This is a genomic window from Streptomyces sp. NPDC006294, assembly GCF_042870895.1.
Taxonomy (GTDB): domain Bacteria; phylum Actinomycetota; class Actinomycetes; order Streptomycetales; family Streptomycetaceae; genus Streptomyces.
Genome location: NZ_JBIAHV010000002.1, coordinates 471,124 through 483,147, shown reverse-complemented (window position 1 = coordinate 483,147; position 12,024 = coordinate 471,124). Strand labels below are relative to the sequence as shown.

11 protein-coding genes are annotated in these 12,024 nt (G+C 73.0%); 10 read left to right on the top strand and 1 reads right to left on the bottom strand.

Going from position 1 to position 12,024, the window contains the following annotated elements; genetic code table 11:
• The first annotated feature begins 140 nt into the window (after positions 1-140).
• Positions 141-932, top strand: a complete 792-nt coding sequence (locus ACFYOP_RS05195; RefSeq protein ID WP_356891157.1) for an alpha/beta hydrolase — start codon at positions 141-143, stop codon at positions 930-932.
• Complete coding sequence (locus ACFYOP_RS05190; protein ID WP_356890334.1) at positions 929-2,191, top strand: cytochrome P450; 1,263 nt, start codon at positions 929-931, stop codon at positions 2,189-2,191. Before ACFYOP_RS05195 ends, ACFYOP_RS05190 begins: the two co-directional genes overlap by 4 nt.
• A 9-nt stretch (positions 2,192-2,200) precedes the next feature.
• Here ACFYOP_RS05190 and ACFYOP_RS05185 read toward each other — a convergent pair whose 3' ends face one another.
• Entirely contained in the window at positions 2,201-2,944 is a 744-nt protein-coding gene (locus tag ACFYOP_RS05185) for a hypothetical protein (protein ID WP_356890336.1), read from the bottom strand.
• A gap of 115 nt (positions 2,945-3,059) precedes the next feature.
• On the opposite strand from ACFYOP_RS05185, the gene ggt reads away from it, so the two are divergent.
• The 8 genes from ggt (at position 3,060) to hydA (ending at position 12,015) form a co-directional block, all read left to right on the top strand.
• Positions 3,060-4,892: a gamma-glutamyltransferase gene (ggt, locus tag ACFYOP_RS05180; RefSeq protein ID WP_356890338.1), complete on the top strand. Its 1,833-nt coding sequence runs from the start codon at positions 3,060-3,062 to the stop codon at positions 4,890-4,892.
• A gap of 106 nt (positions 4,893-4,998) precedes the next feature.
• The gene (locus tag ACFYOP_RS05175) at positions 4,999-5,748 is read left to right on the top strand and encodes a glycoside hydrolase family 75 protein (protein WP_356890340.1); all 750 of its coding nucleotides are present in this window, start codon (positions 4,999-5,001) and stop codon (positions 5,746-5,748) included.
• Positions 5,749-5,810: 62 nt separating this feature from the next.
• On the top strand, positions 5,811-6,086 hold the full coding sequence (locus ACFYOP_RS05170; protein WP_356890342.1) for a helix-turn-helix transcriptional regulator: 276 nt from the start codon (positions 5,811-5,813) through the stop codon (positions 6,084-6,086).
• Between the two features lie 30 nt (positions 6,087-6,116).
• Positions 6,117-6,497 carry a PPOX class F420-dependent oxidoreductase gene (locus tag ACFYOP_RS05165; protein WP_356890344.1) on the top strand — a complete coding sequence of 127 codons (381 nt, stop codon included), beginning with the start codon at positions 6,117-6,119 and terminating at the stop codon, positions 6,495-6,497.
• Between the two features lie 101 nt (positions 6,498-6,598).
• Positions 6,599-8,311, top strand: coding sequence for a hypothetical protein (locus ACFYOP_RS05160; protein WP_356890346.1), 1,713 nt, complete (start codon positions 6,599-6,601; stop codon positions 8,309-8,311).
• A 159-nt stretch (positions 8,312-8,470) separates the two neighbouring features.
• The gene (locus ACFYOP_RS05155) at positions 8,471-9,313 is read left to right on the top strand and encodes a nitrilase-related carbon-nitrogen hydrolase (protein WP_356890348.1); all 843 of its coding nucleotides are present in this window, start codon (positions 8,471-8,473) and stop codon (positions 9,311-9,313) included.
• Positions 9,310-10,590, top strand: coding sequence for an aspartate aminotransferase family protein (locus ACFYOP_RS05150; RefSeq protein ID WP_356890350.1), 1,281 nt, complete (start codon positions 9,310-9,312; stop codon positions 10,588-10,590). Before ACFYOP_RS05155 ends, ACFYOP_RS05150 begins: the two co-directional genes overlap by 4 nt.
• An 18-nt stretch (positions 10,591-10,608) precedes the next feature.
• A complete protein-coding gene (gene hydA, locus ACFYOP_RS05145; RefSeq protein WP_356890352.1) occupies positions 10,609-12,015 on the top strand; it encodes a dihydropyrimidinase in 1,407 nt (468 codons plus the stop codon).
• Positions 12,016-12,024: the final 9 nt, after the last annotated feature.

Sequence of the window (12,024 nt, the reverse complement as noted above, 5' to 3'; positions counted from 1 at the left end):
TAAGTTACGCCAGCGTAACAATTGTTGGACGTCGTGTCAGTTGGCGTGCAGAGAAATCAATCCACCGATCGAGGGCTTGTCCGCGGCGGCCGCCGGCAGCACTGTGGTGACGTCCGGATGAGCCGGTGAACGGAGACGTCGTGGCCCCCTTCCCGCTGCCCCACTCCCTGTACGGCTCCGGCGAGCACCGAGTGCTCGCCGTGCACGGCTGGTTCGCCGACCGCTCCGCGTACGACACCGTGCGCCCCGACCTGGACGGGCAGAGCTTCACCTACGCCTTCGTCGACCTGCGCGGCTACGGCGAGGCGCGCGACGCGAAGGGCGCGTACACGACCTCCGAGGGGGCCGCCGACGTCATCGCGCTCGCGGACCGGCTCGGCTGGGACTCCTTCTCGCTCGTCGGCCACTCGATGGGCGGCGCCGTGGCGCAGCGCGTCCTGGCCGCGGCCCCGCGGCGGGTGCGGCGCGTCGTCGGCATTTCGCCCGTCCCCGCCTGCGGCGTGAAGATGCCGCCGGAGCAGTGGGAGTTGTTCGTGTCCGCCGTCGACACGCCGGCCGACCGCCGGGCCGTCATCGACTTCACCACCGGCTCCGTCCGGCCGTCCGCCTGGCTGGAGCGCATGGTCGAACGGTCCCTGGCCCGCAGCGACCGCGACGCCTTCCGCGGATGGCTCGACTCATGGGCCGGCGAGGACTTCCACACCGAGGTCGTCGGCTCCACCGTCCCCGCACTGGCCGTCACCGGAGCGCTCGACCCGGCGATCAGCGCCGACTTCATGCGCGACACCTGGCTGCGCTGGTACACCGAGGGCGCACTCGTCGAACTGCCGTGCGCCGGCCACTACGCCATGGACGAGACCCCGCTGCAACTCGTCACCACCGTCGAGGACTTCCTGCGGGCGGACGGGCCAGGGCAAGATCTCCGGGTATGACGGCGCCCGATGTCTTCGACCCCCGGATCTACGCGGAGGGTCTGCCGCACGAGTCCTACCGGACGCTGCGCGACCACCACCCGGTGGCCTGGCAGGAGGAGTACGAGGTCCTGGGCTGGCCCGCGGGGCCCGGCTTCTGGGCGGTGACCCGGCACGCCGACGTCGTCCGCGTCCTCAAGGACCCCGCCTCCTTCTCGTCCCACCTGGGCGCCACCCAGATCCGCGACCCGGACCCCGCCGACCTGCCGTTCATCCGGCGCATGATGCTCAACCAGGACCCGGCGTCCCACGCCGCGGCCCCGGCCGACGGGGACGGTCCCTCCGACCACGGCCGGCTGCGGCGCCTGGTCAGCCGCGCCTTCACGCCCCGGCGCGTCGACCGGTTCGCCGCGACCGCCCGCAGCCGTGCCCGCCGGCTGCTGACCGCCGCACGCGACGGCGGCGACACGTTCGACCTCGTCGCCACCGTCACGGACGACTACGCCCTGCTGAACCTGACCGACCTGCTCGGCGTGCCCGAGAGCGACCGGCCCCTGCTGCTGAAGTGGACCGAACGGGTCATCGCCTACCAGGACCCCGACGAGCCACCGGTGCTCGGCCCCGACGGAACACCCGTCAACCCGCGCTCACCGGCCATGCTGCAGGAGATGTTCGACTACGCCCGCCAACTGGCCGCGGACAAGCGCCGCCACCCCGCCGACGACGTGATGACCTCCCTGGCCACCGGCGAACTGCGGGCCGACGAACTGCAGATGTTCTTCTTCCTGCTGACCGTCGCCGGCAACGACACCGTCCGCAGCGCGGCCCCCGGCGGCTTCCTCGCCCTCGCGCAGAACCCGGCGCAGCAGCGAATGCTCCGCACGGGGGAGGCGGACGTCGGGACGGCCGTCGAGGAGCTGCTGCGCAGCCACCCGCCCGTCCTCAGTTTCCGCCGCACCGCCACCAGGGACACCGTGATCGCCGGACAGGCCGTGCGGGCCGGCGACAAGGTCGTCGTGTTCCACGCCTCGGCCAACCACGACGAGCGGGTCTTCGACGCGCCGCACCGCCTGGACCCGTCCCGCACTCCCAACCCGCACGTCTCCTTCGGGGACGGACCGCACATCTGCCTGGGGGCGCACTTCGCCCGCCTCCAGCTGCGCATCCTGCACGAGGAGGCGCTCACCGTCCTGCCCCCGTACACACCGGCCGCGCCGCCCCGCCGGCTCGTCTCCAACTTCATCAACGGCATCAAGTCCCTGCCGCTGCGGTGCGAGTGACGCGGCGGGTCAGGTCGCCGCCCGGTGCGAGGCGCGCGCCGCCGGGACCGCCGTCTGCGCCTGCCGCGTCACGTCGGCCACCAGCTCGACCACATCGGGGCCGTACGCCGCCGAGTTGACCACCTTCAGCAGCAGGCAGAAGGTACCGTTGCCGTGCTTGCGGGCCAGCTTCTCGTGGTGCCGGGCCAGATAACGGGTGGCCGCCTGGTTGGTGATCGCGCGCTGCCCGCAGAACAGGAACACCGGCCGGGCCTCCTGGCCGGCGGTCAGCCGCGCCAGCAGCACGTACTCCGCCATGCCCGGCTCCATGCGATAGCGCTCCGAACCGATCTGGAACGCGCCCTGGTCCGGGCCCGGTTCGGGGTCCGTGTTCATCTTCACGCCGGGGAGCATGCTCAGCAGATGAGCGGCCATCCGGCGGTTCGAGACCGGTCCGCCCACACAGAACTCGGTGCGCTCGCCGAAGCCCTGCTGCGCGACGTCGTGCCAGACGATCTGCGCGTTCGCCCCGCAGGCCTTGATCAGCGCGGACAGTTCGATGAGCGCGAACACGTCGAAACGGTGCACGGAACCGTCCCGCCCGGCCTCCCGGTTGACGACGAGGAGCGACTCCGAGTTCCCCGGCAGCCCGAAGAACGCCTGCTTGCGCCGCAGCCGGCGGCGCCAGAGATAGGTGCGGGCGAGCCAGCCGATCGCCGCACTGATTCCCGCTGCCACTATGCCGAGCACGATGTTGCGTACGTCGTCAGTCATGGGCGCGCATGCTATCGGTGCGGTGCAAGGTTGTTCGAGTCCGGTTCGTGCCGGTGCTGTCGGCGGCGCCGCCGGACGGTTACGCTGCGCCGACACCGGCTGACTGGAGGTACGAATGCGTCGCTCCGCCGCACGGAACATGACGGTCGTGGCCCTTGCCGCGGCCGTCGTATCGATCGGCGTGGCCGCCCCGCCCACGCTCCACGCGGCCCCGCCCACGCCCCGCACCGCCGCGCCGCCGGCGCCGCCCGCCAAGACGCCGGTCGCCGTCGGCCACGGCGGCGCGGTCGCGAGCGTCGACGCGGACGCGTCCGCGGCGGGCATCGAGGTGCTGCGCAAGGGAGGCAACGCGGTGGACGCGGCCGTGGCGACCGCCGCGGCGCTCGGCGTGACGGAGCCGTACTCCGCGGGCATCGGCGGGGGCGGCTACTTCGTCCACTACGACGCCGGGACCCGCGCCGTGCACACCATCGACGGCCGGGAGACCGCGCCCCGCTCCGCCGACGCCTCGCTCTTCCTCGAGGACGGCGAACCGGTTCCGTTCGCCGAGGCCGTGACCAGCGGACTCGGCGTCGGCACCCCCGGCACCCCCGCCACCTGGGACGCGGCGCTCGACTCCTGGGGCAGCCGGCCGCTCGCCGAACTGCTGAAGCCGGCCCAGCGGCTGGCCCGGCAGGGCTTCACCGTCGACGCCACCTTCCGGGCGCAGACCGCCGCCAACGAGGAGCGGTTCCGCGACTTCCCGGCCTCCGCGGAGCTGTTCCTGCCCGGCGGGCGGCTCCCGGTCGTCGGCTCCGTCATCAAGAACCCCGACCTGGCCCGCACCTACCGGGAACTGGCCCGCAACGGCACGGACGCGCTCTACGAGGGCGACCTCGCCCGGGACATCGTCCGCACCGTGCGCACCCCGCCCGTCGCCGGGGACGCCACGCGGAACGTACGCCCCGGCGACCTGACGGAGGGTGACCTCCGGGCCTACGAGACGGTGCGGCGCACCCCGTCCAAGGTCTCGTACCGCGGCCTGAACGTGTACGGAATGCCGCCGTCCTCCTCCGGCGGCACGACCGTCGGCGAGGCGCTCAACATCCTCGAGCGCACCGACCTCTCGAACGCCTCGCAGGAGCGGTATCTGCACCGGTTCATCGAGGCCAGCCGGATCGCCTTCGCGGACCGCGGACGGTGGGTCGGCGACCCGGCGTTTGAGGACGTGCCGACATGGGGCCTGCTGTCGCAGCGGTTCGCCGACTCGCGCGAGTGCCTGATCAAGGACGACGCCGTGCTCACCAGCCCGCTCGCGCCGGGCGACCCGAACCGGCCAGAGCGCTGCGGGACCTCCGGTCGGGCCGCGCCGACAACGTACGAGGGGGAGAACACCACCCATCTGACGACCGCCGACAAGTGGGGCAACGTCGTCGCCTACACCCTGACCATCGAGCAGACCGGCGGCAGCGGCATCACCGTGCCCGGGCGCGGATTCCTGCTCAACAACGAGCTGACCGACTTCTCCTTCGCGCCCGCCGACCCCGCGGTCCACGACCCGAATCTGCCGGGCCCCGGCAAGCGGCCGCGTTCCTCGATGGCGCCGACGATCGTGCTCGACCACCACGGCCGCCCCGTACTGGCGCTCGGCTCGCCGGGCGGCGCGACCATCATCACCACCGTGCTCCAGACGCTGACCGGGCATCTGGACCGGGGGCTGCCCCTGGTGGACGCCATCGCGGCGCCGCGCGCCAGCCAGCGCAACCAGACGACGACCCAGCTCGAACCGGGCCTGTGGAACAGCCCGTTGCGGGCACGGCTCGAGGCGACCGGGCACGAGTTCCGGCTCTCCGGGGAGATCGGCGCGGCCACCGCCGTCCAGCGGCTGCCCGACGGCCGATGGCTCGCGGCTGCCGAGAAGCAGCGGCGCGGCGGCGGTTCGGCGATGGTGGTACGCCCCGGCCGCTGACCCGGGCGGCCCTGGACGGCCGGGAGGCGGGTAACCCGTCCGGCCGTGCGGGCGAGGGGGTACGGAAGCGCAGGGGTAGGGAGCCTTTCGACAGAAAGGCTCCCCCGTGCGCTTTCGGAACACCGCTCTCACCCTGGCTGCCGGCTCCGCGCTGCTCTCGGCGGCGGCACTGCCCGCGGCCGCGCAGCCCGGGGCGGTCCCGCCGCCGCCCGCCCCCGGCAGCCGGCGCCTCGCCGCACCGGAGGCGCCGACGGACGCGGCGGCGCTGCTCGCCGCGTTGGGCCGGTGCGACCAGGTCTCGAACGGCGGATACGCCACCGACCGGGGCCGGCTCGCGGACATTCCGGTCTGCGAGCACGGCGGAGCCGTCTTCTGGAAGGCGGACATGGACATCGACTGCGACGGCCGGCGCACCGCGCGGTGCAACCGCGACGCCGACCCCTCGTACCAGTCGACCACTGCCTTCACGGGGTCCGACGGCCGATATCTGAACGCCGAGCGGCTGCCGTTCGTCGTCGTGCCGGTCCCCAGCGGGATCTGGGACTACCGGTCGTCGGGCATCCGCGGCGGTTCGGCCGCCGTGATGATCCACGAGGGCAGGATGGTGTACGGGGTGGTCGGCGACACCGGGCCGAGCGGGATCATCGGAGAGGCGTCGTACGCGGCCGCGCAGGCGCTCGGGATCGACCCGGACCCGGCGACCGGCGGAGTGCCCTCGGGGGTCACGTACATCGTCTTCAAGGACTCGAAGGTGTCGCCGATCGAGAGCCACGCGTCGGCGGTGGAGCTGGGCGAGGAGCTGGTACGGCGCTTCCTGGCCGGTGCGAAGAGGGCCGAGGGGGCCGAGGGGCGCTGAGGATCGGCGGGCCGCCGGCCACGGTACTGCCGGTATTTCCGTACCGGCATTAGAATGCCGGTATGGTCCGCACCCCTCTCACCCCCGAAGAGCGCGAACGCGGCGAGCGGCTCGGCCGGCTGCTGCGCGAGGCGCGAGGGGACCGCAGCATGGTCGAGGTCGCCGCGGCCGCCGGGCTCTCCGCGGAGACCCTCCGCAAGATCGAGACGGGCCGGGCCCCGACGCCGGCCTTCTTCACGGTCGCCGCGCTGGCCGCGGCGATCGGCCTGTCCATGGACGAGCTCGTCGTCCGCTGCGCGCCGGCGGAGGAGCGGGGCCCGGTGGAGGCGGTGGCGTGAGGCCGGCCGGCCCGGCGTAGTCTCGCGGGCGTGAGTGCCGAGAAGTTCGCCAGCGCCAAGTACGTCAGCGTCACCACCTTCCGCAAGAACGGGACCGGGGTCGCCACGCCCGTGTGGTTCGCCGTCGACGGCGGCGAGTTGTTCGTGTGGACCCGGACCGACTCGTGGAAGGTCAAGCGCCTGCGCAACGACAGCCGGGTCGTCGTCACCGTCTGCGACGCGCGCGGCAACGTCGAGGAGGGCGCGCCGACCGCGGAGGGCACCGCCCGGCTGCTCGACGCCGCCGGAACCGTCGCGGTGCGCAAGCTGCTGGCTCGTAAGTACACCTGGCAGTTCCGGGCCGTCGACTGGCCGGCGACCGTCGCGCGCCTCGGCAAGCGTCCGCACACCGGCATCGCGGTCACGTTCTGAAAACGGCACGGTAGCCGTCCCGTAACACGCCTGCGGTCGAATGCCTGCGGTGCCCTCGGAGCGGAGGGTCCCGTTCTGTGACGGGCGGTGGCAGGCGGTCTATGACGGTGAACCAACTCCCGGCGGACGTCAGGGCGTTCGCCCGGTACTTCAGCGAGCTGCTGGCGCGGCCGGCCCCGGACGGCGGCTGGTACGAGATCTTCGCGCAGCGCGACCCGGACGGTTTGCGGGCGTGCTGCCAGGGGGCCGAGATCCCGCCCTGGGACGTGGTCGAGTCCCTGCTTCAGGACCTGCCGGGCGCGGACGCGGCGGAGTTCCGCCGGGCGGCCGCCCTGTACGCCGCGGCGGCCGCCGCGCACGACCGGCTGCCCGGTGGCCGGGAAACGCTGGAGGAACGCGCCGAACTCATGCGCCACGAGCGCCTGCGCGCGCAGGCCCGCGTCGAGGAACTGCTGCGCCACCTGGCCGCTGCCCCGGACGAGCCCCGCCTCGTCAACGAGCTCGCCTGGACCCGCGACGACCACAGCCGTGCGGTCCGCCGCCAGTCCGAACTGGAATCCCGCGCGACGTCCCTGGCCCACCCCCCGCCCTCTGACCGGGCCCGCCCTGACCACCCGCTGGGCCGCCCCGCCCAGACGGAGACCCCACCCGACGGGCGGCGTCCCGACGACGTCGGAAGCCCGGAGCAAGCCACGGCGGCGGCCCGGCAGGCCGGGTGGGCCCCTGAGGACCTCGCAAGCCCGGGCCCCGTTGGGTCGCCTGCCGGCCAGGGCCGAGCCCTGGGGCCCGCGCCGACCGTGGCCGCCCACGCCGGGTGGACTCCCGACGACGACGCCGGGTCCCCGGGCCCGGCCCCGGCCGCGCACGCTGGGTGGGCTCCTGCCCATGACCGGCCCGAAGCTTCGGCCCCGGCTCCGCAGGGCGGCAGGCTTCCCGGCCACGGCCGGAGCCGGGGCCCCGCCCAGCACGCGGGGTCGCGCCCCGGGCCCGGCGAAGCCGAGGCGTACGGCGGGGACGGCCCCGCCCCGCAGGGGTTCGGGAAGGGGCGGGGTGGGGGAGACCCGGCCGGCGAGCGCGACAGCCGGCCCGCGCCCAGCCGCAAGAGCAAGAAGCGCCCCCGCGGCGGCGCCCGGTTCGCCGGGGCCGAGGGCGGTGGGGAGGACGCCGTCGCCGTGCCCGTGCTGCCGGTCGCGGGGGCCGCGGGGAACGCGCCCCGTGGAGCCCGCTACGGCGGCGCCGCCGCCCCCGGCCCCGTGGACGAGCCGCACCCCCCGCCCGACGCGGACGCCGCGCGGGCCGCGAGAGAGACCGTCGCGGCCCTCGGCCGGCTCCGCGCGATGGGCCGCGGCGGCGAGGCGCACGCCCTGATCTGCGAGGCCGCCGCCCGCCCCACCGCCTGGCTGCCCGCGCTCGCCGACGCACTGCACCGCTCCGGGCTCGCGGCCGACTGGGCCACCCTCCTCTGGGAGGCGGCGTCGCAGCCGGCCCTACGGCTCGCGGCCGCCGCGGACGCGCTCGTCGCCGCCGGCCGGGGCGACGACGGCCGGCAGCTCCTGCGCCAGGGCGTACACCGTTCCGCCGACGAGATCGCGGACGCCGCCCTCACCCTCGAGGCCGACGGCACGCCCCACCGCGCCCACTCGCTCCTCGCCGCGTTCGTGCAGGTCCGCGCCCCCGCGGACACCGCCGCCGTGGCCGCGGGCGACCCCGCCCGTCTGGTGCCGCTGCTGCTCGACGCGGCCCGTACCGCGTCCCCGGCGCGGCAGCGGGACGTCGTCCACGCGCTGCGCGTGGCAGGACACATCCACAGCTGAGTCTGTCCGTTGTCGACCGCTCGGGTGCGAAACAAGATCGACTCAGCGGGTTCACGACGATGGTCTTGCCCCCGTGTGTGACGCGGCTTACGTTCTCCTCCTACGTACCCGCGTCTACGTGCGTAGAGGCTCTCTGGCGTCCCGTCGAAGGAGCAGCTCATGGCCACTGTCGTACGCGCCGCGCTCGTCCAGGCCACCTGGACCGGCGACACCGAATCCATGATCGCCAAACACGAGGAACACGCCCGCGAAGCGGCCCGGCAGGGCGCCAAGGTCATCGGCTTCCAGGAGGTGTTCAACGCTCCGTACTTCTGCCAGGTCCAGGAGCCCGAGCACTACCGCTGGGCGGAGCCGGTCCCGGACGGCCCGACGGTCCGGCGGATGCGGCAACTCGCCCGGGAGACCGGCATGGTGATCGTGGTCCCCGTCTTCGAGGTCGAGGGCGCGGGCTTCTACTACAACACCGCCGCCGTGATCGACGCCGACGGCAGCTATCTGGGCAAGTACCGCAAGCACCACATCCCGCAGGTCAAGGGCTTCTGGGAGAAGTACTACTTCAGGCCCGGCAACGCCGGCTGGCCTGTCTTCGACACGGCCGTCGGCAGGGTCGGGGTCTACATCTGCTACGACCGCCACTTCCCCGAGGGCTGGCGCCAGCTCGGCCTCCAGGGAGCCCAGTTGGTCTACAACCCGTCCGCCACCCACCGCGGCCTGTCGTCCCACCTCTGGCAGCTGGAGCAGCCCGCCGCCGCAGTCGCCAACGAGTACTTCGTCGCCGCGATCAACCGCGTCGGCATCGAGGAGTACGGCGACAACGACTTCTACGGCACCAGCTACTTCGTCGACCCGCGTGGCCAGTTCGTGGGCGACGTCGCCAGCGACAAGGAGGAGGAACTGGTCGTCCGCGACCTCGACTTCGACCTGATCGAGACCGTCCGCCAGCAGTGGGCGTTCTACCGCGACCGCCGCCCCGACGCTTACGAGGGACTGGTGCAGCCGTGACCGACCTGTACGAGCGGCACAGGGCAGTCATCCCCGACTGGGTGTCGCTCTACTACAAGCGGCCGATCGAGATCACGCACGGCGAGGGCCGCCACGTCTGGGACGCGGACGGCAACCGCTACCTCGACTTCTTCGGCGGCATTCTGACCACGATGACCGCGCACGCCCTGCCCGAGGTCACCAAGGCGGTCAGCGAACAGGCCGGGCGCGTCATCCACTCCTCCACCCTCTACCTCAACCGCCCCATGGTGGAGCTCGCGGAGCGGATCGCGGCGCTGTCGGGCATCCCCGACGCCCGGGTCTTCTTCACCACCTCGGGCACGGAGGCCAACGACACGGCCCTGCTGCTGGCCACCGGCCACCGCCGGTCCAACCAGATCCTGGCGATGCGCAACAGCTACCACGGCCGGTCGTTCTCCGCGGTGTCGGTCACCGGCAACCACGCCTGGTCGCCGACCAGCCTCTCGCCCCTCCAGACGCTGTACGTGCACGGCGGCGTCCGCTCCCGCGGCCCCTTCGCGCATCTCTCCGACGCGCAGTTCATCGAGGCGTGCGTCGCCGACCTCGAGGACCTGCTCGGCCACACCCACGACGTGGCCGCGCTGATCGCGGAGCCGGTGCAGGGCGTCGGCGGGTTCACCTCGCCGCCCGACGGGCTGTACGCGGCGTTCCGCGAGGTCCTCGACCGGCACGGCATCCTGTGGATCTCCGACGAGGTGCAGACCGGCTGGGGGCGCACCGGCGACCACTTCTGGGGCTGGCAGGCGCACGACGGGAACGGCCCGCCGGACATCCTGACCTTCGCCAAGGGCATCGGCAACGGCATGTCGGTGGGCGGTGTCGTCGCCCGCGCCGGGATCATGAACTGCCTCGACGCCAACTCCATCTCCACCTTCGGCGGCAGCCCGGTCACCATGGCCGCCGGCGTCGCCAACCTCTCGTACCTGCTGGAGCACGACCTCCAGGGCAACGCCCGCCGGGTCGGCGGTCTGCTGATCGAGCGGCTGCGGTCCGTCGCCGCGAGCGTGCCGGCCGTGCGCGAGGTACGGGGCCGCGGGCTGATGATCGGCATCGAGCTGGTCAGACCCGGCACCGACGAGGCGGACCCGCAGGCCGCCGCGGCCGTTCTGGAGGCCGCCCGGGAGGGCGGGCTGCTGATCGGCAAGGGCGGCGGCCACAGCACCAGCGTCCTGCGCGTCGCCCCACCGCTGTCACTGACCGTCGCGGAGGCCGAGCAAGGCGCTCTCATCCTCGAACAAGCCCTGCACAGCCTCTAGTCGCACCGCGAGGAGACCATGAGCACCCGCACCCTGATCCGTGGCGGTCTGGTCGTCACCGCCGCCGACGAGATGCACGCCGACGTACTGGTCGAGGACGGCCGGATCGCCGCGATCGCTTCCCACAACTCGCCGGTCTCGGAGGGCTGGACGGCCGCCCGGACGATCGACGCGGCCAACAAGTACGTCATCCCGGGCGGCGTCGACGCGCACACCCACATGGAGCTGCCGTTCGGCGGGACGTTCGCCTCCGACACCTTCGAGACCGGCACCCGGGCCGCCGCCTGGGGCGGCACCACCACCATCGTCGACTTCGCCGTCCAGTCCAGGGGCCGGGCGCTGCGCGAGGGACTGGACGCCTGGTACGCCAAGGCCGACGGCAACTGCGCCATCGACTACGCCTTCCACATGATCCTCTCCGACGTCAACGAGCAGTCGCTCAAGGAGATGGACCTGCTGGTCGAGGAGGGCATCACCTCCTTCAAGCTCTTCATGGCCTATCCCGGTGTGTTCTACAGCGACGACGGCCAGATCCTGCGCGCCATGCAGAAGTCCGCCCGCAACGGCGGCCTGATCATGATGCACGCGGAGAACGGCATCGCCATCGACGTACTCGTCGAGCAGGCGCTCGCCGAGGGCCGCACCGACCCGCGCCACCACGGCGAGGTCCGCAAGGTGCTGCTGGAGGCCGAGGCCACCCACCGGGCGATCCAGCTCGCCCGCGTCGCCGGCGCCCCGCTGTACGTGGTGCACGTCTCCGCGGAGGAGGCCGTGGCGGAGCTGGCGGCCGCCCGCGACAAAGGCCTGCCCGTCTTCGGCGAAACCTGTCCGCAGTACCTCTTCCTGTCGACCGACAACCTTGCCGAGCCGGACTTCGAGGGCGCCAAGTACGTGTGCTCCACCCCGCTGCGGCCGCGCGAGCACCAGGCGGCCCTGTGGCGCGGGCTGCGCACCAACGACCTCCAGGTCGTCTCCACCGACCACTGCCCGTTCTGCTTCACGAGCCAGAAAGAGCTCGGCCGGGGCGACTTCTCCAAGATCCCCAACGGGCTGCCGGGCGTGGAGAACCGGATGGACCTCCTCCACCAGGCCGTCGTCGACGGCCACATCACCCGCCGCCGCTGGATCGAGATCGCCTGCGCCACCCCGGCCAGGATGTTCGGCCTCTACCCGAAGAAGGGCACCATCGCCCCCGGCGCCGACGCCGACATCGTCGTCTACGACCCGCACGCCGAACAGACCCTCTCCGTGGAGAGCCACCACATGAACGTCGACTACTCGGCGTACGAGGGGCGCCGGGTCACCGGCCGGGTGGAGACCGTTCTGTCGCGCGGCGAAGTGGTCATCGACAACCGGGAGTTCACCGGCCGTGCCGGCCACGGCGTCTACACCCCCCGCTCCACCTGCCAGTACCTCGACCACTAGGGAGGCCAC

Bases quoted from the DNA above. Each gene is read 5' to 3' on its own strand.
- ACFYOP_RS05190 (WP_356890334.1), top strand. From the start codon at position 929: ATGACGGCGCCCGATGTCTTCGACCCCCGGATCTACGCGGAGGGTCTG.
- ACFYOP_RS05185 (WP_356890336.1), bottom strand. From the start codon at position 2,944: ATGACTGACGACGTACGCAACATCGTGCTCGGCATAGTGGCAGCGGGA.
- ggt (WP_356890338.1), top strand. From the start codon at position 3,060: ATGCGTCGCTCCGCCGCACGGAACATGACGGTCGTGGCCCTTGCCGCG.
- ACFYOP_RS05170 (WP_356890342.1), top strand. From the start codon at position 5,811: ATGGTCCGCACCCCTCTCACCCCCGAAGAGCGCGAACGCGGCGAGCGG.
- ACFYOP_RS05160 (WP_356890346.1), top strand. From the start codon at position 6,599: ATGACGGTGAACCAACTCCCGGCGGACGTCAGGGCGTTCGCCCGGTAC.
- ACFYOP_RS05155 (WP_356890348.1), top strand. From the start codon at position 8,471: ATGGCCACTGTCGTACGCGCCGCGCTCGTCCAGGCCACCTGGACCGGC.
- hydA (WP_356890352.1), top strand. From the start codon at position 10,609: ATGAGCACCCGCACCCTGATCCGTGGCGGTCTGGTCGTCACCGCCGCC.